The 25,917-nt window shown below is 72.2% G+C and carries 24 protein-coding genes; 13 read left to right on the top strand and 11 right to left on the bottom strand.

Translation table 11 applies throughout. The features are described 5' to 3' along the window. The first annotated feature begins 36 nt into the window (after positions 1 to 36). The 3 genes from K1T35_RS21775 to K1T35_RS21765 all read left to right on the top strand — a co-directional run bounded on the left by K1T35_RS21775 (position 37) and on the right by K1T35_RS21765 (position 3,015). A complete protein-coding gene (locus K1T35_RS21775; RefSeq protein WP_220261953.1) occupies positions 37 to 954 on the top strand; it encodes a LysR family transcriptional regulator in 918 nt (305 codons plus the stop codon). Positions 955 to 1,157: 203 nt separating this feature from the next. Beyond that, on the top strand, positions 1,158 to 2,036 hold the full coding sequence (locus K1T35_RS21770; protein WP_220261952.1) for a manganese catalase family protein: 879 nt from the start codon (positions 1,158 to 1,160) through the stop codon (positions 2,034 to 2,036). Between the two features lie 361 nt (positions 2,037 to 2,397). Further along, positions 2,398 to 3,015, top strand: a complete 618-nt coding sequence (locus K1T35_RS21765; RefSeq protein ID WP_220261951.1) for a CGNR zinc finger domain-containing protein — start codon at positions 2,398 to 2,400, stop codon at positions 3,013 to 3,015. Here the strand turns inward: K1T35_RS21765 and K1T35_RS21760 are convergent. The 4 genes from K1T35_RS21760 to K1T35_RS21745 form a co-directional block, all read right to left on the bottom strand. Beyond that, positions 3,004 to 3,594 (bottom strand): GNAT family N-acetyltransferase, encoded by a 591-nt coding sequence (locus K1T35_RS21760; RefSeq protein ID WP_220261950.1) that lies wholly within the window; start codon positions 3,592 to 3,594, stop codon positions 3,004 to 3,006. The two genes, K1T35_RS21765 and K1T35_RS21760, sit on opposite strands and share 12 nt — an antisense overlap. Before the next feature lie 76 nt (positions 3,595 to 3,670). Then, the gene (locus K1T35_RS21755) at positions 3,671 to 3,931 is read right to left on the bottom strand and encodes a hypothetical protein (RefSeq protein ID WP_220261949.1); all 261 of its coding nucleotides are present in this window, start codon (positions 3,929 to 3,931) and stop codon (positions 3,671 to 3,673) included. An 11-nt stretch (positions 3,932 to 3,942) separates the two neighbouring features. Next, on the bottom strand, positions 3,943 to 4,413 hold the full coding sequence (locus tag K1T35_RS21750) for a (2Fe-2S)-binding protein (RefSeq protein ID WP_220261948.1): 471 nt from the start codon (positions 4,411 to 4,413) through the stop codon (positions 3,943 to 3,945). An 11-nt stretch (positions 4,414 to 4,424) separates the two neighbouring features. Next, positions 4,425 to 6,758, bottom strand: coding sequence for a molybdopterin cofactor-binding domain-containing protein (locus tag K1T35_RS21745; protein ID WP_220261947.1), 2,334 nt, complete (start codon positions 6,756 to 6,758; stop codon positions 4,425 to 4,427). A 376-nt stretch (positions 6,759 to 7,134) separates the two neighbouring features. Here K1T35_RS21745 and K1T35_RS21740 point away from each other — a divergent pair, with 376 nt between their 5' ends. The 9 genes from K1T35_RS21740 (at position 7,135) to K1T35_RS21700 (ending at position 15,836) form a co-directional block, all read left to right on the top strand. Continuing rightward, positions 7,135 to 8,310, top strand: coding sequence for an erythromycin esterase family protein (locus tag K1T35_RS21740; protein ID WP_220261946.1), 1,176 nt, complete (start codon positions 7,135 to 7,137; stop codon positions 8,308 to 8,310). A 49-nt stretch (positions 8,311 to 8,359) separates the two neighbouring features. Then, positions 8,360 to 9,517 (top strand): CdaR family transcriptional regulator, encoded by a 1,158-nt coding sequence (locus K1T35_RS21735; RefSeq protein ID WP_255622398.1) that lies wholly within the window; start codon positions 8,360 to 8,362, stop codon positions 9,515 to 9,517. A 96-nt stretch (positions 9,518 to 9,613) separates the two neighbouring features. Beyond that, positions 9,614 to 10,684 carry a pyruvate dehydrogenase (acetyl-transferring) E1 component subunit alpha gene (gene pdhA, locus K1T35_RS21730; RefSeq protein WP_255622396.1) on the top strand — a complete coding sequence of 357 codons (1,071 nt, stop codon included), beginning with the start codon at positions 9,614 to 9,616 and terminating at the stop codon, positions 10,682 to 10,684. Between the two features lie 19 nt (positions 10,685 to 10,703). Next, positions 10,704 to 11,705, top strand: coding sequence for an alpha-ketoacid dehydrogenase subunit beta (locus tag K1T35_RS21725; RefSeq protein WP_370645516.1), 1,002 nt, complete (start codon positions 10,704 to 10,706; stop codon positions 11,703 to 11,705). Next, on the top strand, positions 11,698 to 12,957 hold the full coding sequence (locus tag K1T35_RS21720; RefSeq protein ID WP_255622395.1) for a dihydrolipoamide acetyltransferase family protein: 1,260 nt from the start codon (positions 11,698 to 11,700) through the stop codon (positions 12,955 to 12,957). The genes K1T35_RS21725 and K1T35_RS21720 overlap by 8 nt, the downstream gene beginning before the upstream one ends. A gap of 78 nt (positions 12,958 to 13,035) precedes the next feature. Beyond that, entirely contained in the window at positions 13,036 to 14,310 is a 1,275-nt protein-coding gene (locus K1T35_RS21715; RefSeq protein WP_220261942.1) for a DUF1565 domain-containing protein, read from the top strand. Between the two features lie 106 nt (positions 14,311 to 14,416). Continuing rightward, entirely contained in the window at positions 14,417 to 14,890 is a 474-nt protein-coding gene (locus K1T35_RS21710; RefSeq protein ID WP_220261941.1) for a CAP domain-containing protein, read from the top strand. 49 nt (positions 14,891 to 14,939) lie between these two features. Further along, positions 14,940 to 15,398, top strand: coding sequence for a helix-turn-helix domain-containing protein (locus tag K1T35_RS21705; protein WP_220261940.1), 459 nt, complete (start codon positions 14,940 to 14,942; stop codon positions 15,396 to 15,398). A gap of 9 nt (positions 15,399 to 15,407) precedes the next feature. Next, positions 15,408 to 15,836: a VOC family protein gene (locus tag K1T35_RS21700; protein WP_220261939.1), complete on the top strand. Its 429-nt coding sequence runs from the start codon at positions 15,408 to 15,410 to the stop codon at positions 15,834 to 15,836. Between the two features lie 93 nt (positions 15,837 to 15,929). On the opposite strand, the gene K1T35_RS21695 is transcribed toward K1T35_RS21700, so the two are convergent. Both K1T35_RS21695 and K1T35_RS21690 read right to left on the bottom strand, forming a co-directional pair. Further along, a complete protein-coding gene (locus K1T35_RS21695) occupies positions 15,930 to 17,930 on the bottom strand; it encodes an HNH endonuclease signature motif containing protein (RefSeq protein WP_220261938.1) in 2,001 nt (666 codons plus the stop codon). Positions 17,931 to 18,109: 179 nt separating this feature from the next. Then, positions 18,110 to 18,862 (bottom strand): helix-turn-helix domain-containing protein, encoded by a 753-nt coding sequence (locus tag K1T35_RS21690; RefSeq protein ID WP_220261937.1) that lies wholly within the window; start codon positions 18,860 to 18,862, stop codon positions 18,110 to 18,112. Between the two features lie 62 nt (positions 18,863 to 18,924). Between K1T35_RS21690 and K1T35_RS21685 the strand changes: the two genes are divergently transcribed. Further along, the gene (locus tag K1T35_RS21685) at positions 18,925 to 19,875 is read left to right on the top strand and encodes a TIGR03564 family F420-dependent LLM class oxidoreductase (protein ID WP_220261936.1); all 951 of its coding nucleotides are present in this window, start codon (positions 18,925 to 18,927) and stop codon (positions 19,873 to 19,875) included. Here the strand turns inward: K1T35_RS21685 and couO are convergent. From couO to K1T35_RS21660, 5 genes are read right to left on the bottom strand one after another with little or no spacing between them, the layout of a single operon-like run. Beyond that, complete coding sequence (gene couO, locus K1T35_RS21680; protein WP_220261935.1) at positions 19,838 to 20,701, bottom strand: 4-hydroxyphenyl-beta-ketoacyl-CoA hydrolase; 864 nt, start codon at positions 20,699 to 20,701, stop codon at positions 19,838 to 19,840. The genes K1T35_RS21685 and couO overlap by 38 nt on opposite strands. 8 nt (positions 20,702 to 20,709) lie before the next feature. Continuing rightward, positions 20,710 to 21,612: a 3-hydroxyacyl-CoA dehydrogenase NAD-binding domain-containing protein gene (locus K1T35_RS21675; RefSeq protein WP_220261934.1), complete on the bottom strand. Its 903-nt coding sequence runs from the start codon at positions 21,610 to 21,612 to the stop codon at positions 20,710 to 20,712. Next, positions 21,609 to 23,510: an acetoacetate--CoA ligase gene (locus K1T35_RS21670; protein WP_220261933.1), complete on the bottom strand. Its 1,902-nt coding sequence runs from the start codon at positions 23,508 to 23,510 to the stop codon at positions 21,609 to 21,611. Before K1T35_RS21670 ends, K1T35_RS21675 begins: the two co-directional genes overlap by 4 nt. Next, the gene (locus tag K1T35_RS21665) at positions 23,507 to 24,307 is read right to left on the bottom strand and encodes a crotonase/enoyl-CoA hydratase family protein (protein ID WP_220261932.1); all 801 of its coding nucleotides are present in this window, start codon (positions 24,305 to 24,307) and stop codon (positions 23,507 to 23,509) included. Before K1T35_RS21665 ends, K1T35_RS21670 begins: the two co-directional genes overlap by 4 nt. After that, complete coding sequence (locus tag K1T35_RS21660) at positions 24,307 to 25,845, bottom strand: long-chain fatty acid--CoA ligase (protein ID WP_220261931.1); 1,539 nt, start codon at positions 25,843 to 25,845, stop codon at positions 24,307 to 24,309. The genes K1T35_RS21665 and K1T35_RS21660 overlap by 1 nt, the downstream gene beginning before the upstream one ends. Positions 25,846 to 25,917: the final 72 nt, after the last annotated feature.

Raw genomic sequence — 25,917 nt, 5'->3', positions numbered from 1 at the left:
AGTTCACATTTCTGCTGTTGTCCGTAAGCTGTGCTGATGCTCGACGTGCGGCGCCTGCGGTTGCTCCGGGAACTCGCCCACCGCGGCACGATCGCCGCGGTCGCCGAGGCGCTCGCCTACACGCCGTCGGCGGTGTCGCAGCAGCTCACCGCCCTGGAACGGGAGGCGGGCACCCGCCTGCTGGCCCGCAGCGGTCGGCGGGTGGAGCTGACTCCCGCCGCGCACGGGCTCGTCGCGCACGCCGAGGCCGTGCTCGAACGCCTCGAACGCGCCGAGGCCGACCTCGCGGCGGGCCGGGCAGAGCCGGCGGGCCCGCTGCGGATCGGTGCGTTCCCGTCGGCGGCACGGGCCGTGGTACCCGCCGCGCTCGCCGCCCTCGCCGGAGCACACCCCGCTCTCGAGCCCCGGCTGCGCGAGCTCGACCCCGCTGCCGTCCCCGGCGCGCTGCGCGCGGGCGAGGTCGACGTCGCACTCGTGCACGACTACGACTTCGTGCCCGTGCCTGCCGAGCCCGGCGTGGAGACGGTCGCCCTGTTCGAGGAGGTGATGTTCCTCGCGGCGCCGCGCACGCTCACCCCGATGCCCGGCGAGCCGCATGCCCTGCGCCGGTGGCGGGCCGCACCCTGGATCGTCGCGCCCCGCGACACCCGCTGCGGGACCATGACCATCCGGGCCTGCGAGGCCGCCGGCTTCACGCCGGACGCGCGGCACGTGGTCGATGACTTCCCGGCGGTGCTGGCCCTGGTCACGATCGGCGGCGGGGTCGCGCTCGTCCCGCAGCTCGGCGTCCCCGCACGTGACGTCACGGCAACGGACGCGGACGTCGTCCTCACCCCGCTCCCGATGCACCGGCGCACGATGGCCGCCCACCGGCGGGGCGCGGCAGGCAACCCGGCGATCGCTGCGTTCGTCGACGCGATGCGCGCGGCCGCCGTCCGGATCACCTCCGGATGATCACGGCGCGGGCACGTGAGCGGGGGGCATGGATGCGCTCTCGGCAGCGCTGCGGCGTCTGGCCGAACGGCCCTAGCCATTGCGCCTGGGCGACGCGCCGAGCCGCCGTTTCCGCGTGGCCGCGCGGGGCACTCACGGAGCTCCGGCGCTCGCCGGTGTCCGCTCAGACCCGGACCGATTCCACTCGGTTCCCAGGAGAATGCATGTTCTTCCACCGCCAGGAACTCCAGTTCAAGTCCACACCCGACCAGCCCGACGCGGTGTACGCGCGCAAGCTGCAAGAGGTACTCGGCGGCCAGTACGGCGAGATCACCGTTGCGATGCAGTACATGTTCCAGGGCTGGAACTCCCACCTCCCCGGCAAGTACCGCGACCTCGTCTTCGGGATCGGCGCCGAGGAGTTCGGCCACGTCGAGATGCTCGCCACCATGATCGCCCAATTGCTCGAGAAGGCGCCGCTGGGCATCACCAGCGACGCCGTACAGGACGACCCGACCGTCGCCGCCGTCGTCGGCGGGATGGACGTACAGCACGCCATCGTCGCCGGTGCGGGCGCCCGTCCCGTGGACAGCAACGGCAACCCGTGGCAGGGCAGCTACATCACCGGCAGCGGCAACCTGCTCGCCGACTTCACCGCCAACGCCAACGCCGAGATGCAAGGCCGCACCCAGGTCGCGCGGCTGTACCACATGACCGACGACCACGGTGTCCGCGAGCTGCTGTCCTTCCTGCTCGCCCGCGACACCATGCACCAGAACCAGTGGCTCGCGGCGGCCAAGGAACTGCAGGAGGAGGGCTACGAGGGGATGCCTGTGCCCAGCAACTTCCCGCAGAGCAAGGAGCACACCGAAGTCTCCTACCAGTACCTCAACTTCAGCGACGGCAAGGAGGCCGCCAACGGGCGCTGGGCGAGCGGGCCCACCCCGGACGGGCACGAGTTCAGCTACCACGACGGGCCCACCACACACGCGCCGATGCCGCCGCCAACGCGGCCGGACGCACGCATGTACGGCACCACCGACCTGCCCAACCCCGTCGAGAAGGCGGCCGGGACAGCCCAGGACAAGCTCAACCGCGAGTGACACCCTTCGCCACCGCCGGGCCGATGGTCGAGTCACCGCTCGAGCACCGGCCCGGCGAGAGGGATGCTGATCCGCCGCGGCACGGCGGCGCTGGGCGAGCCGCCACTTCGCCAACCGCATCATCGGCTGGGCCACCGACCCGCGCGCGACAACCACGCTGTTGCTCACCGCGCTCAACCCCGCGCTGCGCTCGCGCGAGGTGCGGGCCGGGCAACCCGTGTCGGCTCACGCACCAGATGTCGGCTTGCGCTGCCCATCGACCGGTGGCGTCAGCTACGAGTGGGCGCGCCGGCCGAAACGGGGTGCGCAGGCCGGCACCCGAAGCGGCCCGGCGGGGTACCAACCGGATATTGTGTGTTCAATGGTTAGCCGGCCCGAACCGCGAGCGCGCGCCCCGTGGCAGGACGGGCACTTCATCGGCGGCCATCCGGTGCTGGACCTCGCGAACACGGTGTTCGACCGCGCGCACCCGGTTCCGGACAACGAACTGCTGAAGACGCCGTCGGACGTGCTCACGTGGTGCGAGTCGGCAGGGTTCTTCGAGACCGCACCCGCACTGGGCGATGCGGCGGTGGACGGCCTGACGGAGGACATCCGCTCCGTCCGCGAGCACGCATGGGCCGCCTTCGACGCGGTGTCGCGCCGGCAACCCGTCCCCACCGCATCCGTGGGCGCCCTCCTGGAGCGGAGCGGGGCCGGCGTCCGCGCGGGCCATCTCCAGGACGTCGATACCGAGATGGATCACCTCGCCGCCGACTGGGCCACCCCCGGGGCGATACCGACGGCGCTGTCCCTGCTCGCGGTGCACGCGTTGTTCACGCTGCCCCCCGAGCGGATCCGCGCGTGCGGGCGGTGCGGTTGGCTGTTCCTGGACTCCTCGCGAGGCGGCCGGCGGCGGTGGTGCAGCATGAGCACCTGCGGGAACCGTGAGAAGGCCAGCCGCCACCGCCAGTCGGCCCAGCCGCACTCAGCCCAGTGATCGGCGCATGACCGGGCGGTCGGCCTTCCGCCGGGCCACTTCCGTGAAGCCCGCACCGAGGAAGGCGCTGGCGATGCCGGTCATCGCGGTGTCGGAGCCCGCGCGCCGCCCGGAACGGGGCTCGACGGGATACCCCTCGGCGACCGGGTATCCGCGGGTGGCCGCGTAGTCGCACACGGCATCGAGAACGGCGGGGAGCAGGCCGGCCCCTCGGCGCTGCCGGTGGACGAAGATGCAGGTGATGGCGCAGACAGGCTCGTCGTCGACGCTCGCCAGGATGGGTGAGCGCTCCAGCCGGGGGAAGGCGCCACGTGGTCCCAGAGCGCACCAGGCCACGGGCTCGTCCCCCTCGTACACGAGCACACCAGGCGGCTGCTCGCGCGAGGCGAGCTCCTTCATCGCCTGCTTGTTCCCCTCGCCCTTGCCCTCCATCCACTCGGCGATCGACAGCCGCCAGTGCATGCACCAGCAGCCACGGGCGCCCCCGTTCCTGCCGAGGACCCGCTCGAAGTCGTCCCAGGTCTCCGCACGCAGCTCCCGGACATCGAGTTCGTCCTTGCCGCGATCGTTCACGCTCATCGTCGAAGCCCCCACTCCGCGAGTAACCATTAATAGCTCATTTTCAGGTTACTGCAGGGCGGCGGAGCGCGCCCGGTCAGCCGAGCGGGTCGTCGAGCAGCCCGCCGGCCGGCCCCTCCACGAAACGCGGGTCGAACTGGGGGAACTCGGTCCCCAGCCCGTCGGCACCCGCGGGCTCCGGGCCGTCGGCGGCGTCGAGGAAGGAGGCCTGCGCGTCGCCTGCGGTCGCCGCGCCCGCGCTCACCGCCTGCTCGAGGTCGCCCGCCGCGGCGGTGCCCGTCACGAGGGGAAGGGCAGCGCCGGACAACAGCAGCCCGGTGATCATGCGCTGGGTCATCTGATCGCTCCTCACATGTCCTCCGCGCCGGCCTTGATGGCCTCGCGGATGCGGTTGTAGGTGCCGCAACGGCAGATGTTGCGGATCTCCTCGACCGCCTCGTCGTCGACGTCACGGCCCTCGTCGCGGCACTGCCGGACCTTCGCCACCGCGGCCATGATCTGGCCGGGCTGGCAGAAGCCGCACTGCGGCACGTCGTTGTCGAGCCATGCCTCCTGCATCGGGTGCAGGTCGTCCCCGTCGGCGAGCCCCTCGATCGTGGTGATCTCGTCGTCATCGGAGATGTCACCGACCGGCACGGAGCACGGGTTGAAGGCCTTGCCGTTGATGTGGGAGGTGCAGGCCTTGCAGACGTTGATCCCGCAGCCGTACTTCGGGCCGGTGACACCGAGCAGGTCGCGGATCACCCAGAGCAGGCGCACGTCGTCCTCGGTGTCCACCGAGACGCGCTCGCCGTTGAGCATGAAGGTGTGAGTAGGCATGGGCGCGCTCCTCAGAAGGTGTACTTCAGGCCGTTGGTCGGCGACTCCGGCACGGGCGGCACGGTCGCCCACGGCTCGAACGGCAACGGGTCCTCGTGGTTGATCGGGAAGTACTCCGGCACCGTGCCGGTGGCCCGCGCATAGGCGCAGGCGATGGCCCCGCACGTCGCGGCGAGGCCCGCCTCCCCCGCCCCGCCGGGCTCGTCCGCGCCCGAATCCACGATGATGATCTTCATCTCGGGCGGGGTGTTCCACTGCCGCGTGTAGAAGAAGTTGTCCCAGCTCGCCTCGACGAAGTGCCCGTCCTGAAGGTGCAGACTCGAGGTCAGGATCTGCGCGAGCGCGTCGTTGATGCCGCCCATCATCTGCGCCTCGAGGCCGCGCGGGTTGATCACGAGGCCGACGTCGATGGCGAAGACGACCTTGGTCACCCGCGGCCCGGTCACGCCATGGCGGACCTTCCGGTCGGCGGTGTCGGGCCGGCAGTCGATCTCCACGAGCGCCGCGGACACGCCCTTGTACTCGGTGTGGACGCCGATGCCCTGCGCGGTGCCCTTCTTCATGGAGCGACCCCAGTCACCCTCATCGGCGACCCGGTCGAGGACGGCGCGCAACCGGTCGGTCTTGCCGAACTCGCGGCGGAACTCGTAGGGGTCCCTGCCCATCTTCTCGGCGAGCTGGTCGACCATCAGCTCGCGCGCCGTCGCGACGTTCGGCGAGTAGATGTTGCGCACCGAGCTGGTGTTGAAGCGCATGTCGACCTCGTTCAGGAACCGCGTCGACACGCCGAAGTGGTAGGGCGTGACCTGCGTCAGCTCGAAGATGCTCTCCGACAGCGTGAGGTTGCCCAGCGGCGCCTTGACCGCCGCCGCCGTGATCGCCTCGCCGAGGCCGGGGTTGATCTGCGTCGCAACGCTGGTGTGCCGCTGCTCGAAGCTCAGCACGGACGTCCCGCTGATCTGGGCCCGCACGCGCGAGGTGCACATCGGGTGCACCCGCCCCTGCCGCGAGTCGTCGGCGCGGGTCCACATCAGCTTCACGGGCTTGCCCATCGCCCGCGAGACCTCGGCGGCCTCCAGCGCTGCGTCGAAGAAGAGCCTGCGACCGAAGGATCCGCCGCCCTCCGTGACGTGCACGCTCACGCTGTTCTGCGGCAGCCCGAGCAGCTTCGCGATCTCCGCCTGCGCCGCGATCGGGTTCTTCAGCGGGCTCCAGATCTCCGCGCGGTCGCGCCGCACGTCGGCGATGGCCGAGTTCGTCTCGAGCGCGCTCCCTGAGGTGAAGTAGAACGTGAACGCGTGGTCGATCGTCTCGCCGATACCGGGCGGCACCGCCATCGGCAGCTCGGCGGCCTTCAACGTCGCCAGGATCGATGCGTCGTCCTCGCCCGCCACGGTGCCGGGCTTCCAGTCGACGTGCAGCGCGTTGACGCCGTCGATCGCCTGCCCGAACGTCCGTGCCCGGACCGCCACGCCGGTGGAGACGACCTCCACGTCGGTGACACCCGGCATGTCACGCACCTCGTCCAGGTTCCGGACGCGCTTCGGCGTGCCGTTCAGGTCCGGCGCCCGGCAGATGACGGTCGGCAGCGCGCCCGGGACCTGCATGTCCGTCACGAACTTCTTCCGGCCGGTGACGATCGCGCGCGCGTCGGTCTTGTTCTGCGGCCGCCCGATGACGCGGAAGTCCTCCGTGCCCTTGAGGACCACCTCCACCGGCTCCGTCGTCGCGCTGGCCGCCTTCTCCGTGAGCTCACCGAACCCGAGGCCGTTGATCATCCCCGCGCGGCTGGTGAGCGTGCGGACGTCCTGGCCGAGCACCTGCGCCGCCGCGGCGAGCAGCCGCCCCTTCGCGAGCGCGGCCGCCACCCGGATCGGGGTGTAGGTGGTGAAGGTCGTACTCGACCCGCCGGTGAGCTGGTTGAACATCAGCTCGGGCCGGGCGTCGGCGAGGGTGACGCGGACCTGCTCGACGTCGAGATCCAGCTCCTCCGCGATGATCATCTGGGTCGAGGTGATGATGCCCTGGCCGTTGTCCGAACGCGGCAACGCGAACGACACCGTGCCGTCGCGGTTCACCTCGACCCGGATCAGGTTCGCGGTCGGCCGGCCCGCGTCGCGCAGCGCGTCGAGCAGGTCGTAGACCTCGGGCGTCTGCGGGGCGGACGGGATCGCCGCCGCGGCCCGCGTCTCACCGAACACCGACTGGCGCGTGAGCTCGGCCGCCACCACCAGGGTCGGCGCCGCGACGAGGTAGCCGAGGAAACGTCGGCGGCTTGTCGCCACAGGAACGACGGACGATTCGCCGCCGGCTCGTGGTGGGGATGCGAAACGGTGCTGGGCCATCCGGGCTCCTCTTCTTCGGGGAACGAACCGGAGCGGCGACGGGGAGCGGGTCGCCCGGCTGCTCAGCCGACGAACGAAGCCAGTCGCTCTACGGATACGCCTCGCTGCAGTACGTAGTTGTAGAACGTGGATCACTCGCACAGCGGGACCGTCCTCACAGGATGGTCTCTGACCAGGGCATTCCGGCGTCTGCCGCAACGGACTGCAAGATCAGACCGGTCGCCCGAACTTCACCCGGTCGAGTGCCCCGAGACGTCCCCGGACGCAGGCCGCCCACAACCCGACCACCGCCCGTCGACACTTGAACGTCAGGACGCATTCCGTGCAGGTTTCCGGGAAAAGTCTCAACAGGAGCTTCAATGTTAAGGTGGAAGGGGTGTTGGAATTCGAATTCGGCCATGCCCTGTCCCGGTTCCTCGGCTCCCTCCCGGCCCGTCCCCGGCTGCTCGGCCTCGGCGAACCCACGCACGGCTTCGAGGAGTTCCTCGAGATCCGCAACCGGATGTTCCGCTGGCTCGTCGAGCACGAGGGGTACCGCGGCATCGCGATGGAGACCGACGTGCTGGCCGCGCAGGCCGTCGACGCGTACGTCGCGGGCGGGCCGGGCGATATCGACGTGATCATGTTCACCGGCTTCAGCCACGGATTCGGGGCGGCGGCGGCGAACCGCGAGCTGGTCGCCTGGATGCGCGCGCACAACGCCGGGCGGGAGCCGGCCGAGCGGCTCCGGTTCGACGGCGTCGACGCACCGCTGGAGACGACGAGCGCGGCGAGCCCGCGCGGCCCGCTCGTGGCGCTCCGCGACTACCTCACCGCGCACGTCGACGCGGACCTGGTGCCCAGCGCCGCGGGCGAGATCGAGCGCCTGGCGGGCGACGATGTCCGGTGGACCGCCACCGAGGCCGTCATGGACCCGGCCCGCTCCGCCGGCGACTCGCCCGACGCCCGCGCGCTGCGGCTGATCGCCGACGACCTCACCGCGGTGCTGGACGCCGAGACACCCGGGCTCGTCGCCGCAACCTCGGAGGCGCGCTGGCGGCGGGCACGGCTGCACGCCCGCACGGCCATCGGCCTCCTGCGCTACCACCGCGTGCTGGCCGATCCGGCGGAGAACCGCATCGCACGGGCGGCCGGGATGCGCGCCGCCATGATGGCCGACAACCTGCGCGACATCGCCGACCGCGAGTCGCGCCGCGGGCCGACGCTGGTGTTCACCCACAACGGGCACCTGCAGCGCGAACCGAGCTCGATGACGATGGCGGGTGTCCCGCTGCGGTGGTGGTGTGCAGGCGCGATCATCGCGACCGTGCTGGGCGACGGGTACGCCTTCGTCGCCACGGCGCTCGGGTCGGCTCCGTCCCGCGGGCTCGGCGAACCGGCACCGGACACCCTCGAAGGCCTGCTCGCCGAGCTCGGCGAAGGCATCCACCACGCCGACGACCTGAAGGGACGGCGGCAGGCGCTCCGCATCGCCGACTACTGGTACGCCCCGCTGCACCCGGAGCACCTCGTCGGCGCCGATGCGGTGCTGTTCGTCCCCCGGGTTGGGTAGACGCGGCTCCGGGACGAGGGAAGAAGTTCGGCCGGTACCGTCCGGCCTCGTGGAAGGCCCGCTGTCGACGATCGCGACCGCATGGTTGCCCGACGTCGACCTGCTGACCGACCGGCTGGTCACCGCGGTCTTCACCGACCACCCGGCGTGGACCGACTACCGCAGCGTGCCGCCGGAGGATCTGCGCGACGGGTGCCGCCGATACCTCATGCGGGTGCTGGAGCTGCTCGCGGACGGCCGGCCCTGGAGCACGGAAGACGATCCGGTTGCCGGACCGATCGGCCGGCAGCGGGCCGAGCAGGGCGTACCCCTCGAAGTGATGCTGCGGACGTTCCGGCTGGGCGGGCGGGTCGTCTGGGAGGCCCTCCTCGAACGCACGAACGGGGTGGCGCCCGCGGACCTCGGCGCCGCCGCCACCGCGATGTGGACCGTGGTGGACGGCCTCTCGTCGGCGCTGTCCACCTCCTACCGCAGCGCCGAGGCCGAGCAGTTGCGCCGCGACGACCAGCGCCGGCACGCCCTGCTGGAGGAGGTCGTCGCGGGCGGCACCACCGGACAGCGGGTCGCCGACCAGCTCGACCTGCCGCTGGCCGGGCACTACCTCGTGGTGGTCGCCGACCTCGATCAGGACGGCACCGCCGCGCTGCCCGGCCCGCAGACTGCCCTGTCCGCGCTCGGGGTCCGGTCGGTCTGGCACGTGCGCACCGACACCCTCGTCGGGCTCGTACCCCTCGAAAGCCACGACCCGGCCTTCGTGCTGGCTCGGCTGCGCTCGCTCGCCCGGGGCAGGGTGGCGTCGGCACCCACCGCCGCGGGCCTCGCCGGGGTGGCGCCCGCCCACCGGCTCGCCGTTCTCGCCTTGGGCACCCTGCCCAGGGGCAGCGCAGCGCTCGTCCGCATCGAGGACCGCTACCCCGAGGCGATGCTGCTGCGCTCCCCCGAGCTGCGGCAGCGACTCGCGGACGCATGGCTCGGACCCGTGCTGCGCCTGCCCCAGCGGGAACGCGAGGTGCTGCTGGAGACGCTGACGGCCTGGCTGGAGGCCGACCGGTCGGCCGGCGTCGCCGCGGAGCGGCTCTACTGCCACCGCAACACCGTCCTCAACCGGCTGCAGCGCGTCACCGCCCTCGTCGGCCGCGAGCTCACCGGCCGGCGGGCCTACGTCGAGCTCTCGCTCGCCCTCTCCGCGCTCGAACTCCCCGCCTGATTGGGCAACCTGATTGGGCAACCTGCCCAATCCGCCACCCCCAGCACTGGGCGTCGGATCATGGTGCCGAGAGCCCGCCGGGACGAGTCTGACCGCGTGGCAGCGGTGACACCCCAACAGACGCCAAGGCGCCCCCGGAAGCAGGCGAACCCGCTTGCCGCCGAAGATCCCGAGGTACTGCGGGGCTGGTACCGCCAGATGGTCCTCGTCCGGCGGTTCGAGGAACGCGCCTCCCAGGGCTACACCCGCGCCGAGATCGGCGGCTACTGCCACCTGAACCTCGGCGAAGAGGCCACCGTCGTCGGCCTGCTCGCCGCGATGCGCCCCGACGACTACCTCTTCACCAACTACCGCGAGCACGGCTACGCGATCGCGAAGGGCATCGAGCCCGGGCGCGTGATGGCCGAGCTCTACGGGCGCACCACCGGTACGTCCAAGGGTTGGGGCGGCTCGATGCACCTGTTCGACGCGCGGGCGCGCCTGCTCGGCGGTTACGGCATCGTCGGCGGCCAGGTCCCGCTCGCCACCGGCGCCGCGCTCGCCGTCGACTACCGCGGCGGCGACGAGGTCGTGGTCTGCCAGATGGGCGACGGCACCACCAACATCGGCGCCTTCCACGAGGCGCTCAACATCGCCGCGCTGTGGAACCTGCCGATCGTCTACGTCGTGGTCAACAACGGCCTCGGCATGGGCACCACGGTGGAGAAGTCCTCCGCCGAGCCGGACCTGCACAAGCGCGCGGCCGCGTACCGCATGCACGGCGAGCGCGTGGACGGCAACGACGTGCTCGCGGTCCGCGACGCCGCCCGCCGGCTCGTGGAGCGGGCGCGCACCGAGGGGAAGCCGGCGCTCCTGGAGTCGGTCAGCTCGCGTCTGAAGGGCCACTCGGTGGTCGACCCGGCGCGCTACCGCACGTCGTCCGACGTCGAAGCGGCCCGTGCGGCCGACCCGATCGCCAGGTTCCGGGCCGCGCTGCTCGCCGCTGGAACCGCCGACGAGGAGCAGCTCACGGCCCTGGAGGCGCAGGCGCGCGCCGAGGCCGACGAGGCCGTTGCCTTCGCCGCCGCGAGCCCGCACCCGGACGTCTCGACGCTGTTCGACCACACCTACGCCACGCCGGTGGCGAACGAGTCGCGCCGCCTGCCGGCGGACGCCCTCTACCGTTGAGGACCTGCCCGTGCCTGTCATGACCTACCGCGAGGCCCTGCGCAGCACCCTGCGCGAGGAGCTGCTGCGTGACGACGACGTCTTCCTGATCGGGGAGGAGATCGGCGTCTTCGAGGGCTCGTACAAGATCACTGCGGGGCTGCTCGCCGAGTTCGGCGAGAAGCGCGTACGCGACACGCCCATCGCCGAGGAGGGCTTCGTCGGCGCGGCGATCGGGGCGGCGATGCTGGGGCTGCGCCCGGTCGTCGAGCTCATGACGATCAACTTCTCGCTGATCGCGCTGGACCAGATCGTCAACCACGCGGCGAAGGTCTACGGGATGTTCGGCGGCCAGACGCCGGTGCCGATGGTCATCCGCACCCCCGGCGGGGGCGGCCAGCAGCTCGGGGCGACCCACTCGCAGAACATCGAGCTGTACTACGCGTTCGTGCCCGGGCTCAAGGTGGTGGCGCCGAGCACACCCGCCGACGCGAAGGCACTCCTACGGGCCGCGATCCGCGACGACGATCCCGTGCTGTTCCTCGAGAACCTCGCGCTCTACAACACCAAGGGCGAGGTGCCCGACGACCTGCCGCCCGCCGAGATCGGCCGAGCCGCCGTGACCCGCGAAGGCACCGACGTCACGATCGTCGGCTACTCGCGCATGGCCACTGTCGCCACCGAGGTGGCCGACCGGCTCGCGCAGGAGGGCATCTCCGCCGAGGTGGTCGACCTGCGCAGCCTGCGACCGCTCGACCGCGACACGATCGTGAACTCGGTGCGCAAGACCGGCAGCGCCGTAGTGGCCGAGGACGACTGGCTGACCTACGGCATCGGCGCCGAGATCGCCGCAACCATCTCCGAGGGCGCCTTCGACCACCTCGACGCGCCCGTGCGCCGGGTGGCCGCCGCAGAGGTGCCGCTGCCGTACGCGAAACCCCTCGAACAGGCCGCCCTGCCCTCGGCCGACTCGCTGCTGACCGCCGTGCGGGAGACCCTCGCCGCCGTCGGCCGCCTCCCCGGGAGGACCTCCGTTGCCTGAGATCACCATGCCCCGCCTCTCCGACACGATGGAGTCGGGCGTCATCGCGACCTGGCACAAGCACGTCGGGGACCCGGTCAGCACCGGCGACGTCATCGCCGACATCGAGACCGACAAGGCGATCATGGAGCTGGAGGCGTACGACGACGGCGTCCTCGAGCGCATCCTCGTCCCAGAAGGCGAGAGCGCCCCGATCGGGGCGCCCATCGGCGTGCTCGGCGACGGCAGCGGCGGGGACAGCGGGGCCGAGGGCGGGGCCGACCGTGCGGCCGGCAGCGCGCCCGCGTCCCCGGCGCCCGAGAAGCCCGCCGTACCGACAGCGGCGGCCACGCCCGAGCCGGCCGTACCGGCACCCGACCGGCGCCCACCCGCCTCACCGCTGGCCCGCCGCCTCGCCCGCGAACGCGGTGTCGACCTGAGCGCCGTACAGGGCAGCGGGCCGCACGGCCGGATCATCCGCGCCGACATCGATGCGGCCGCTGTGCTTCCCGACGAGCATGTGCGTCCCGGCGACCAGCCGAGCACGCCACCGGCGCTTCCGGCGCGCGCCGAGGACGACCCCGACGTCGAGCTGCTCCCCCTGCCCCAGATGCAGCGGGTCGCCGCCGACCGCCTCACGCGGAGCAAGCAGGAGGCGCCCCACATCTACCTGACGCGCGCCGTCGACGTCACCGAGCTGCTCGCGCTGCGCGCCACCCTGAACGAGACCCTGGTGGCGGCCGGTGGGCCGAAGGTCAGCGTGAACGACCTCGTCCTCAAGGCCGTGGCCAGCGCCTTGCGGACGCACCCGGAGATCAACGTGTCGTTCGCGGGCGACTCGGTGCGCCGGCACAAGCGGGTGCACGTCGGCATGGCGGTGGCCGTCGAGTCGGGCCTGCTCGTGCCGGTCGTGCGCGACGCCGACCGCATGAGCGTCTCCGAGATCGCGACCCGTACGCGCGACCTGTCGGCGCGGGCCCGCGACCGCAAGCTCCGGCCCGAGGAGATGACCGGCAGCACGTTCACCGTGTCGAACCTCGGGATGTACGGCATCGAGCAGTTCACCGCCGTGATCAACCCGCCAGAGGCGGCGATCCTCGCCGTCGGCGCCGCCACCGAGGAGCTCCGCCCGCGAGACGGCGTCCCGGTGGTGACGTCGATCATGCGGGTGACACTCTCGTGCGACCACCGTGTGGTCGACGGTGCCACGGGCGCGCGCTACCTGCAGACACTCGCCGAATTGTGGGACGCCCCGTTGCGCATCCTGGCCTGATCCGTCCCCCGGATGGGGCCCTCGGGTGATGGCCCCTGCGCGATGCGGGCATCATCGTTGCGGAGCGCGTGCATTCGAGTGCGCGCCGGAGCGATCGGGGTATCTGTGGTCCAGGTCCGCAACTCGCCGCCCGCCGCGCCCATGGCGCGGCAGTCCCGCTTGTGGCGCAACCTGGCGCTGGGCGCCGCACTCGCTGCTGCGGTGCTCGTCGTCGTCGTGCTGCTGGTGGTCACCCCGGGAGGCAACCCACCTCCACCGGGCCCGACCCCGCCCGTCCCCGCCGGACCGCAGCTCTACGTCGACCCGGCCGGCAACGACACGAACGACGGCTCGACGGGCAGGCCCTTTCAGACGATCCAGAAGGCGCTCGACGAGGCCGAGCCCGGTACGACGATCAACCTCGCGCCCGGCGAGTACCGCGAGAACCTCGCCACGCAGCGCGACGGGCAGCCGGGCGCTCCGATCACGATCAAGGGGCCGGAGACGGGTCAGGACCGGTCCGGCCGCTACCAGGCCACGCTGTACGGCACCGACCGCATCATCAGCGTCGACCACAGCTACTACGTCTTCGAGGGCTTCACCATCGACGGCCAGGAGAAGCTCAAGGGCCAGCAGCTCCCCGAGGACATCTCGAGGATCACGGCGTTCAAGCAGAGCGTGGCCAGGGAGGTCGAGGACGGCCGGCTGATCTACATCGGGGCCGCCGACACGTCCCGGGACATGACCGGCATCGAGATCCGCAACATGTTCCTGAGCGGCGCGGGCGGCGAGTGCGTCCGGCTGCGCAACAACGCCCACGACAACGTCATCGCCGACTCGGTGATCCAGTACTGCGGCATGTTCGGCAAGAAGAGCGACGACGGCGAGCGGGCCGAGTTCCACAACGGGGAGGGCGTCTACATCGGCACCAGCCCGAAGTCGGACAGCCAGCCGATGGCCGAGAACGACACGAGCTCCGGCAACCAGGTCACCGGCAACATCATCCGCACGTTCGGCTCGGAGTGCTTCAACGTCAAGGAGAACGCGCACGACAACGTGTTCGAGAACAACCAGTGCTTCGGCAACACGGAGTCGGCGGAGTTCGACGGCAGCAACATCGAGCTGCGCGGCCACAACAACGTCGTGCGCAACAACACGATCAGCGGGTCGGAAGGCGTCGCCATCAAGATCAAGAGCGACAGCGCCCAGTACGACAAGGGCGGCAACATCGTCGAGGGCAACCAGATCTCCGACATCGGCGCCGAGGCGTTCCAGTACGAGTCGAACACCGAGCAGGGGCAGATGTGCGGCAACGAGGTGCAGGCGGCCAGCATCGGCGAGGAGGTCCCGGCGGGCGTCGACCAGCCCTGCTGAGCGCAGGCCGCGCCGTCTCGCCCGTCCGGTGGACGTGATCGACACTTGGCGTCACGAGATGTGACATCAGGCGTATCCCGTTCGCCCGTTCGAGTGTTGTACGGGCGTGAGAGAACGTACTGGCGGGGCCGCCCGCCTACCGCTCGTCGCCACACTCGTCGCCGTGGCGTGCATGGTGCCCGCCACGGCCGCCCAGGCCGCGACGACCGCAGGCGAGACCGGCACCGTGGTCGCGCTGGTCAACCAGGAGCGCGAGAAGGCGGGCTGTGACCCCGTCACGGTCGACAACCGCCTCACCGCCGCCGCAGAGGACCACTCGCAGGACCAGACCGACATGGGGAAGATGACCCACACCGGCTCGGACGGCTCCACCGTGGGCGCCCGGGCCACCCGGGCGGGCTACACGTGGCGGAAGGTCGGGGAGAACGTCGCCTCCGGCACCACGTCGCCGGAGCGGGCCATGCAGCTCTGGATGAACAGCGACGCCCACCGCGAGAACATCCTCAACTGCGCCTTCGAGGACATGGGCGTCGGCTACGTCGGCGGCTACTGGACGCAGGACTTCGCCACGCCCAAATAGACCTGCGCCCCGAGGAGAGTCGGGTTGGGGCGCTCTAGACTCCACCGTTGTGAGCGCCCCGACCCGCCGGGCCCCGGACGACCTCCTGGTGCACCTGCGCCGCGCCCGCGACCACGTCGACCGCCACTACACCGATCCGCTCGACCTCGAGTCGATCGCGGCGGTCGCCGGGATCAGCAAGTTTCACTTCCAGCGGCTCTTCACCGCCACCTACGGGGTCTCCCCCGCTGCTCACCTGTCGCGGCGGCGCGTGGAGCGCGCGCAGGACCTCCTGCGCTCCACCAACCTCACGGTCACCGAGGTCTGCCACGCCGTCGGCTTCTCCAGCCTCGGCTCGTTCAGCAGCCGGTTCCGGGAGCTGGTCGGCGAGTCGCCGAGTGAGTTCCAGCGCCGCTGGGCCGCCACCGGCGCGCCCCACATCCCCGGGTGCTTCGTGTTCATGTGGGGGCTCGCCGAGCGGCGTGGGTCCGCAAGCGAGGAGAAGCCACCGAACGCGGCGGGCTCCTAACCTTTCCGCATGATCACAGCCGTCTCCATCGCCAGCGTGTTCGTCAAGGACGTCGACGCCAGCAAGGCCTTCTACACCGACGTGCTCGGCTTCCAGGAGCACACCGACATCACCCTCGGCGACGGGTACCGGTGGTGCACCGTGAAGAGCCCGACCCAGCCGGACCTGCAGATCCACCTGACGGTGCCCGGCCCGCCGATCCCGGACGACATGGTGGCCGCCATCAACCGCGCGCTCGACGCGGGCAACATGTTCGGCATCGGCGTGAACGTGGACGACTGCCGGAAGACCTACGAGGACCTGCAGGCCAAGGGCGTGGAGTTCATCCAGACGCCGGAGGAGCGGCCGTACGGGGTCGAGGCTGTCGCCCGCGACAACTCCGGCAACTGGATGGTGCTGGTCGAGCCCAAGACCTACTCCCCGGCCGACTTCGACTGAGACTCGTCGGGCTCGACGCCGCCCGCCGAGTCCGGCGCACAACCGCGCCAGGGCGTGCCCGCGTCGTCGGCACGACGCCCTCGGCATGGACGATCAGAACGGCGGTTCCTCCTCGGCGTCGGGTGCTGGTGGGGGTAGTGGGGCCGGGTTGTTGCCTTCGCGCCACAGGATGCGCAGCTCGTGTGGGTTTCCCGGCCCGGTATCGGGGTCCTCGCGCCGGTCGGTTCCGTCCGGTGGTGGGTCCGGGTCGGGTAGGTCGGGTCGGATCGGTTCGCCGCGGGTGCGGTAGGTGCGTCCGAGTGGGGAGATCCACACGAAGTGCCCCGGTCGCGGCTGGGTGAGCGTCCAGCCGCGGTCCTTGTCGGGGTGGTGGCGCCAGCAGCCGGGTCCAATGTTGGCCTGCACGGTGTCCCCGCCGCGGCCGTGGTCGATGGTGTGGTCCAGCTGCGAGCGCCGTGCCGGGCGGTCGCAGCCGGGCCCGACGCAGCTGCGGTCCCGGATCCGGACGTGGTCGGCCAGGGCGCCGCGGGCGAACCGGGCCCGCGGATCCTTGCCGAGTTCGCGCCACATGCGGTGGCGGTCGGCCCACCGGTCGGCGATCTCGGCGATCAGCCCGGTCCAGTCCCCGGTGAGGTCGGGGTCGGCGGCGAAGCGGCGCAGCTCGGCCAGGGTGAGGTGCAGCTCGACCACCCCGCCGCGTACCCGGTCCGGCGGTCCTGTGCCGGGTGGGTGGCCGGGTCGTGGTCGGCGCCGTAGTGGTCCGGCCAGTAGCAGGTAGCCGTGGGTGTCGAGGATGGCGAAGTGCCACCGCGCGCCCCGGCGTTGCCGGGCGGCCACGGTGCGGGCGGTCTCGGCGTCGATCGGGCCTAGGCCGGGGATCTCGGCGGGGCGCTGGTCGCAGCCCAGCACTGTGGCCAGTCCGACCCGCAGCTCAATTCCTTGGCGGATGCCGATCCGCTCGCCGCGCCAGCGGTCCTCACCGGTGCCGGCTGGTCTCGCCGCGGTCGGGGACGGGCCGGACCCTGTCGCGCCCGCCACTGTCGGGCAGGCCTGCCCGTCGCCGGTGGACCCTTCGCCGGTCGGGCTCTCGCCGGTCGGGCTCTCATCGGCCCGGTTCCGACCGCCCGGGTCTGCGTGGCCCGGCTCTGCGCTGGTGGGCTCCCACCCCGCGCCGGCCTTGGCGTCGGCAGCCTCGCTGCCGCCTTCCGGGTCGCTGGTGTCCCCGATGCCGGCATCGGTGTCGTCGCGGTCGTCGGGCCGGCGGCTGGTGAGCAGCCGGTCGAGGATCTGCGCCTCGGTGAGCCCGTGGAACGAGCCGTCCAGCATGCCCAGGTATAGGTCGGCGGTGATCTGGCCGAGCCGCCCGGGGTGTCCGGCCCGTTTCGCCGCCTCGGCCAGCCGATCCAGGCGGGCGGCCGCGGCGGCCGCCTCGTCCGGGGGCAGTCCTTGCCCGGACAGGGTGGCGGTGCCGTCCCGGTTCAGGAACAGCACCACCCCGCGTTCGCGGAGCCCGCGCCGGTAGCGGCGGCGGTGGTAGTCGGGGTCGATGGCCTGGATCGCGGCCAGCAACCGCCGGGACAGCTGGCGGGCGGTCCACCGGGGTGCCAGGGGCACGAAGTGTTCGCACAGCCGCCGGATCTGGGCCGGGGTGAGTTCCCTCCGGGCCGGGTCCAGGTGATCGCAGAACACTTTCGCCTTGCCCCGGTCGATCAGGCCCTGTTCCAGGGCGGCGAACACCCGCGGCAGGCCCCGCAATGTCAGGGCGAAGTCCAGTTCGCGGTCGGCGGTGGTGGGGGTCCAGGTCAGGGCGGCGGCGATTTCGTGGGAGGCCCACTGGAAATCCTCGGCGTCCTCGGCCGCCCGCGCCACCGCCCCGTCGGGCAGCCCGGCGACCGGGGTGGCGCGGGCGATCTCGGCCATGCCGGCGAACAGGCACGCCTGGTCGTGGGCCAGCTGCCGAGACCGGGCCTGCAGAACCTCGACCAGCCGCGCGTTCGGCACCGCAGACCAGGGCAGCTGGGCGAGCAGGGCGGCCAGCCGGGGACCGGGCGGTTGGTCCACCGCCTGGTCGATCAGCTCCACCACTCCCGACATGATTCGAACATACGATCGACCCCCGACACTTCCGGCCGGCCCGGGCCCCGCCCACCCGCGACCACCCGAACGGCCCAGCGGAGCGAGGAGGCAGCTCGCAGTCCTCCGCCCGAGCGGCCCCACCGATGCGCTCCGGCCCCGTATGCGGCCGCTTCCCGAACAAGCCCTTGTGATGGCGATCATTCCGGGGCGGCGGCCAGGAACAGCAGCATGCTGCCTGGCCGCCCTGCCGGTTCCAGCAGGTGTGCGCGCAGCCGCTGCCCGTCGACGACCACCGCGGGCGAGCCGAACCCGCCGATGCCCCGGCAGTCCCAGAGCGGTGAATAGGCGGGCGCGTCCGCATGCAGGAGCTCGGAGACCTGCTCGATTCGCGGGTCGCCCGCGTACAGGTTCGCAGCCATCCGGAACTGCCTGCGGAGCGCGGTCACCAGCGGCCCGGGGTCGTCAACGGGCAACGCAGACGATCCGGCTGCCAGCTGCCACAGCACGTTGCGTCGCGCCGGCTCGAGGACGCGGAGATCGCCCCACACCCGCGTCCAGCCGGGATTGGCGGCGACGACGTCCAGTCGGTGGTCCAGCAGCACGGCGGGCCCCGTGAAGCCGGCGAGCAGCGAGGCGAGGTCCGCGGCCGGCGCACCGGCGGGCGCTTCCACCTGCGCGGAGAGCAGCCGCAGGTGCCTGCGGCCCGCGCCGTCCACGCCCAGCACGCGGCCGACGGACTCCAGAACGTGACCGGATGCCGTCACCCGGCCCTGTTCGAGCCACGTGTACCAGGACAGCCCGACCCCGGCGAGGGCCGCGACCTCCTCCCGTCGCAGCCCGGGCGTCCGGCGCCGCCCGCCGGCCGGCAGTCCCACCTGCTGCGGCGCGACCAGTCGCCGGTACGCGCGCAGGCACGCCCCCAGCTCCCGGCGCCGGGCGCTTCCTGTCACCTCGACCACCACCATCAACCGACTCCTGGTTGGACCTTCGTCGTGGGGCGATCCTCGGCCCCGTGATCCGCATTGGAGTGAACCTCGCCGTGGGCCTCCCCCATGCCCCGGGCGGCAACGTGATCGATGAACTGGTCGAGCACGGCAGGTCGGTGGCGGCCGCCGGCGTGCGCACGGTCTGGCTCCCGCAGGGCTACGACCACGACACGCTCACCGCCTACGCCGCCATCGCCCGCGACGTGCCCGACGTCGAGCTCGGCGCGTCGGTCGTCGTCGTGCAGCCCCGGCACCCCCGGGTGCTCGCCGCGCAGGCCCAGACCGTGCAGGCGGCATCGCACGGACGTCTCACGCTCGGGCTCGGCGTGAGCCACCCCGGCCTGCTGGACGTGTACGACATCCCGTTCGCCCGCCCCGTCGACGCGCTGCGCCGGCACCTCGACGTCCTGCTCCCGATCCTCGCGGGCGAGCGTGTGCCCGGCTCGTCCGGACCGGGCTCCAGCCCCGACGAGACCTCGGTCAACGGCGCGACGCCGCCCGTCCCCGTGCTACTCGGCGCGCTCGGGCCTGCGATGCTCCGGCTGGCCGGCGAGCGCACCTCCGGCACCATCACGTTCCTCGCCGGGCCCCGCACGATCGGCGAGCACGTGGTGCCTCTCCTCACCGCCGCGGCCGAGTCGGCTGGGCGGCCCCGGCCGCGGGTGGTCGCCGGCCTGCCCGTCGCGGTGACGGCCGATCCGGACCGCGTCCGTGCCGAGGTCGCGGCGGCCTATCGCGCGCTCGCCGCACTGCCGTCGTACCGGACCTCGCTCGATCGAGAGGGTTTCGCAGGGCTCGGCGACATCGTCATCGCGGGCGACGAGGACGAGGTGGCAGCCGAGCTCCAGCGCTACGCCGACCTGGGCGCGACGGACGCGCTGGTCAGCCGCGTCGGCAACACCGAGGAGCGGAACCGCACGCTCCACCTGCTCGGAAAGCTCAGCTCAGGCGCAGCATCCGCACCGCGTTCTCCTTGAGGATCAGCGGGCGCACGTCGTCCTTGACGTCCAGCTCGCCGAAGTCGCGCAGCCAGCGCTCCGGAGTGATCAGAGGGAAGTCGGAGCCGAAGAGCACCTTGCGCTTGAGCAAGCCGTTCGCCGCGCGCACCAGCTGCGGCGGGAAGTAGCGCGGAGACCAGCCGGACAGGTCGATGTAGACGTTCGCCTTGTGGGTGGCGATCGAGATCGCCTCGTCCTGCCACGGCACCGACGGGTGCGCCAGCACCACCGTGAGCTCCGGGAAGTCGGCCGCGACGTCGTCGAGCAGCATGGGGGCGGAGTAGCGCAGCTTGATCCCGCGCCCGCCGGGGAGGCCGGCACCGATCCCGGTCTGGCCGGTGTGGAAGAGCGCAGGCACGCCGAGCTCGGCCATCGCCTCGTAGAGCGGGTAGAACGCGGGGTCGTTCGGCTCGAACACCTGCAGGCTGGGGTGGAACTTGAAGCCGCGGGCGCCGCGGTCGACGAGCCGGCGGATCCGCGCGACCGCAGCCTTGCCCGCGTGCGGGTCCACGGAGCCGAACGGGATCAGCACGTCGGTGTGCTCGGCCGCGGCGTCGACGATCTCCTCGCTGGACAGCGCCGGGTGACCGGTACCCGCGGTAGCGTCCACGGTGAAGACGACTGCCGCGGTGCGGCGGGCGCGGTAGTGCTCGGCGATCGATGCCACCGTCGGGGTGCGGTCCTGGTCGGCCTTGAAGTACTTCGCCGAGGCGTCCATCAGCTCCTGGTCGAGCGAGAAGCAGCCGTGCCCGTCGTGCTCGACGTGGACGTGGACGTCGATGGCGTCCAGGGTTGAAAGATCCATCTCGTCTCCTACGGCAACTGGTGTTCGGCCTTGCTGGCGAGCAGGGCCCGCAGGGCGGCGTCACGGCGGGCCACCAGCTCGGCCTGGTCGGTGCCGTCCAGCTCGGCGTCGACCCCGGCGACGATCTTGGCCGCCAGCTCGGGGGTGAGCGACGGGTCGCCCATGTCGCGCCACCAGGCTTCGGTGGGCGGTCCCAGGTGCTCCAGCACGTGGGCGATGCCGCCCGGCCCGCCGGACAGGTGCTGCACCGCGAACGGTCCGAGCAGCGCCCAGCGCAGCCCGGGACCGTTGGCGATCGCGGTGTCGATGTCGGCCACGGTGGCGACACCACGGTCGATCAGCGAGTACGCCTCCCGCCACAGCGCGGCCTGCAGTCGGTTGGCGACGTGCCCCGGCAGCTCGTGGCGCAGCCGGATCGGCTTCTTCCCGAGCGCGGTGTAGAAGGCGATCGCCGCCTCCACGGCCGCCTCGCCGCTGCGCTCCCCCGGCACGACCTCCACGAGCGGCAGCAGGTGCGGCGGGTTGAACGGGTGCCCGATGAGCACCCGTTCCGGGTGAGCGGAGCAGGCGGTCGCGATCACGCTCGGCAGCAGGCCGGACGAGCTGCTGGCCAGTACCACGTCCGGGCGGGCGGCCGCGTCCATTGCCGCGAAGAGGTCGTGCTTGACGTCGATGCGCTCGGGGCCGTTCTCCTGCACGAAGTCCGCGCCGGCCGCCGCCGTGGCGGCGTCGTCGACGAAGGAGAGGCGGCCGTGTGCGGCGAGCCCGGTGGCCGCCACGTCCGCACGCAGTCGTTCCTCGGCGCCCGGCGCGGGATCGGTGGCCACGACGTCCAGCCCGTGGGACAGGAACAATGCGGCCCAGCTCGCTCCGATGACGCCCGTGCCCACGACGGCGACGGTGTTGATCATCTTGCGAGCTCCACGAATGCGTCGAGGGACGTCGGATCGGCGAGCACGTCGCGGCTCGCGACCTCCTCCGGGGCGGCGCCGAGCAGGATCCGCTTGGCCGGCAGCTCCAGCTTCTTGCCGGTGCGGTTGCGCGGGACCGCCGGCACCGCGACGATCCGGTCCGGCACGTGCCGCGGCGAGAGCGCCGCGCGCAGCTCGCGCCCGATCCGGGCGCGCAGCGCGTCGTCCAGCGCGGCACCCGGCGCGGGCACGACGAAGAGCACCAGCTCGCCGGGGCCGCCCGCGGGGTCCTCCAGGTGCACGACCAGGCTGTCGGCGACCTCCGGCAGCTCCTCGACCACGCCGTAGAACTCGGCCGTGCCCAATCGGACGCCCCCACGGTTCAACGTGGCGTCCGAGCGGCCGGCGACGATCACGGACCCGGACTCGGAGAACCGCACCCAGTCCCCGTGCCGCCACACGCCGGGGTATACGTCGAAATAGGCATCGCGGTAGCGGCTGCCGTCGGCATCGCCCCAGAACCCGACCGGCATCGACGGCATCGGCTCGGTGATCACCAGCTCGCCCAGCTCCCCCACCACGGGCCTGCCGTCCGCGTCGAACGCGGCCGCGGCGACGCCGAGCGCAGGGCCGGAAATCTCGCCTTCCACGACCGGCTGCCACGGCCCGCCCTGCACGATCCCGCCGCAGACGTCGGTGCCGCCGCTGCCGACGTTCAGCAGCACGCCGGGGAAGCGCTCGGCCACCCAGCGGTAGCCCTCGGGCGGCAGCGGGCTGCCGGCGGCGCCGATCTGGCGGACGCGGGACAGGTCGTGGTCGCGGGTGGGTTCCACGCCCGCTGCGCGGCAGGCCATCAGCCATCCGGGCGAGGCACCCATCAGCGTCGCGCCGGACTCCTCGGCCAGCCGCCACTGCCAACCGACATCGGGGTGCACCGGGTTGCCGTCGATCAGCACCACACCCGCACCGACGAGTAGGCCGCCGACGAGCGCGTTCCACATGACCCACGCCGTGGTCGAGAACCACAGGATCCGGTCGCCTCGACGCAGGTCCCAGCTCAGGGCGTGGTTCTTGAGCTGTTCCAGCAGGACTCCGCCGTGGCCGTGCACGATCGCCTTCGGCCTGCCGGTCGTGCCCGAAGAGAACAGGACGCAGAGCGGGTGCGCGAACGGCACGGGATCGAAGGTGAGATCGCCTTCCTCGGCCACCAGCTCGTCCCACGACAGCGTGTCCGGTACCTCTCCGGCGCCGTACGGGATCGCGACGACGTGGCGCACCGTCGGCAGCCCGGTCCGCACAGCGGCGACCTCCGCCGTGCGGTCGATCGGCTTCTCGCCGTAGCTGTAGCCGGGCACGACCAACAGGACGGTGGGCTCCACCTGCGCGAACCGGTCGATCACGCTGCGGGCGCCGAACTCGGGCGCGCAGCTCGCCCACACGGCGCCGAGGCTCGCGGTGGCGAGGAACGCGACGAGCGTCTCCGGGATGTTGGGGGCGTAGGCGACGACCCGGTCGCCGCGCCCGACGCCGAGGCGCCGCAGGCCCGCGCGGGCACGCGCGACCTGCTCGCCCAGCTGCGCCCAGGTGAGCTCCACCCGCTCGCGGGTCTGCGAGTACGCGATGACGGCGCTGCTCTCGTCGCCGGTCCCGTCACAGGAGCGCAGTGCGTGTTCGGCGTAGTTCAGCGTGGCGCCGGGGAACCACTCCGCGCCTGGCATCTCGCGCCGGCCCAGCACCGCGGTCGCCGGCGCGTGGAAACGGACCCCGGAGAACCCCGCGACGGCCGACCAGAACCCGTCGAGGTCCTTGGTCGACCACGCGTGCAGCTCCTGGTAGGAGGCGAATCGCAGCCCGCGTTCGGTACGCAGCCAGTCGGCGAAGCGATCCAGCTCGGTCACGACGGGCGCACCTTTCCGCCCCGACCGGCGAGGAACGCCTGCATCCGCTCCTGGGCCTCGGTGCTGCTCGACGCCACGGCCGCCATCAGCGCCTCCATGAAGAATCCCTCGTCCGGGCCGGTCTCGGCGATCCGCGGGAGCGCCTGCAGCACCGCGAAGTTGGTGACGGGCGAGTTCGCGGCGATCCGCTCCGCGAGGCCGAGGGCCGTGGCGAGCCCGGCACCGTCGTCCACGAGATAGGTCGACAGGCCCGCGGCCCGCCCTTCCTCCGCGTCGAGTACCCGCCCGGTGAGCATCATGTCGGTCATCAGCGCCGTACCGATCAGTCGCTGCACGCGCACCGCGGCGCCGCCACCGACGAACAGGCCGCGCTGTCCCTCCGGCAGGGCGTAGAACGTGCTGCGCTCGGCCACGCGGATGTGCGCGGCGCTCGCCAGCTCCAGCCCGCCACCGACGACGGCCCCTTTGAGGACCGCAACGACCGGGAGCGTCCCGCGCGCCACCTGCTCGAACGCGCGGTGCCACATCCGCGAGTGCTCCACCCCCGAGAACGCGTCCCGCCCGGCGAGCTCGCCCATGTCGAGGCCGGCCGAGAAGTGGTCGCCCTCCGCGTCGAGCACGACGGCGCGCACGCCGGCCGGTGGCGCGGTGAAGAACTGCTCGATGCCGAGCACCGTGGCGTCGTCGAGGGCGTTGCGCTTGGCGGCGCGGCACAGGCGGAGCACCGCGACGTCGCCGTCCCGCTCCACTTCCAGGGTTGCCGGGCGCGACCCGTTGCTGCTCGCGGGGTTGATCATCAGGGCCTTTCTCCGGCGAAGTCCTCGGCCGCGCGGGTCCGCAGGTCGACCCGCCGGACCTTGCCGGTGGCGTTCCGCGGCAACGCGTCGGTCGGAACGAGGTACTTCGGGATCTTGTAGCGGGCGAGGTGGTCCTGCAGGTGCGAGCGCAGGTCCGCCTCGGCGATGTCACTGCCCTCCCGGAGCTGGACATACGCGGCGCCGACCTCGCCCCACTTCTCGTCGGGGACGGCGACGACGGCAGCGTCGGCCACCCCGTCCAGCTGCACCAGCACGGCTTCGACCTCGGCGGGGTAGATGTTCTCCCCACCGGAGATGATCACGTCTTTCACGCGGTCGACGACGTCGGCCCAGCCGTCGGGGGCCACCCGCAGCACGTCGCCGGTGCGAAACCACTCGCCGTCGACGAACGCCGCGGCCGACTCATCGGGTCGGTTCCAGTAGCCGGCGAAGACGTGCGGCCCCCGGACGAGCAGCTCGGCGGGCTCGGGGCCGACCGGCACGCGTTCACCGTCCCGGAGCATGGCGACCTCGGTGGCGAAGTGCGGCACCCCGACCGACACCGGCCGGTTCGCGTCCCCGCCGCTCGGCACCATGTAGACCCCAGGTGAGGCCTCCGTCATGCCGTAGCCCTGCTGGACCTGCACGCCACGGTCGAGCCACGCGCGGGCGACGCGCTCCTGCACCGCCGAGCCCCCGTAGAGGACCGTGTGCAGCGTGTCGAGCTTCGCGGTCTCCCAACCCGGGTGCTCCACCATCATCTGCAGCATCGTGGGCACCGCGGAGAAGCTCGTGACTCCCGCCTGGCCGATCCGCGCGAGCACGGCGCCGGCGTCGAAGCTCGCGAGCGGCTCGACGCAGCCGCCCTTGAACAGGGTCGGCAGCGTGACCTGGCCGAGCCCGACGCAATGGAAGAGCGGGGAGATGCAGAGCGCCCGGTCGGTGCTGAGGACGTCGACGTGGGCGAGCTGGTTGACGGTGTTCCAGGTGAGGTTGCCGTGGGTCAGCACCGCCGCCTTGGGCCGGCCGGTGGTGCCGGAGGTGTAGAGCAGGATCGCCGGGTCGTCGAGGGTGACGGCCGGTGGGTCGGCGAGCGGGGCCGCGGCCGCGACGGCGTCCTCGTAGTCCGGGCCGACCTCCAGGACGGGCACGCCGGGGCCGGTCGCGCTCACCAGCGCGTCCGTGTCGGCGCTGTGCACCAGGAGCGCCGCGCCGGAGTCCTCGAGCATGTACCGGATCTCGGCGGCGGCCAGGCGGTAGTTCAGCGGCGCCGCGATCGCCCCCAGCAGCCAGGTGGCGAAGTACGTCTCGAACACGCTGATCGCGTTGACCCCGAGGTAGGCGACCCGGTCGCCGGGCCGGATGCCGCGGTCGGCCAGCACGCGGGCCAGCCGGGCGACGCGATCGGCCAGCTCGGCGTAGCTGAGGGTGCGCTCCCCCTCCACCAGCGCCGGGCGGTGCGGCGCGATGCGTGCCCGCCGGGACGGCCAGCTGCCGAGCGCCGGAGCGGACGCGTGCCGCAACGCTGCGGTGTCCATGAGCCCTCCCGCCGAATGACAGGCTTCCTGATACCGGTCGTACCCTAGCCCGCCCCCGGGTACCGCGGAAGA

It is taken from the genome of Pseudonocardia sp. DSM 110487 (genome assembly GCF_019468565.1).
Taxonomy (GTDB): domain Bacteria; phylum Actinomycetota; class Actinomycetes; order Mycobacteriales; family Pseudonocardiaceae; genus Pseudonocardia.
The sequence above is the reverse complement of the archived record's forward strand: the minus strand, read 5'-3'. Positions and strand labels throughout refer to the sequence as shown.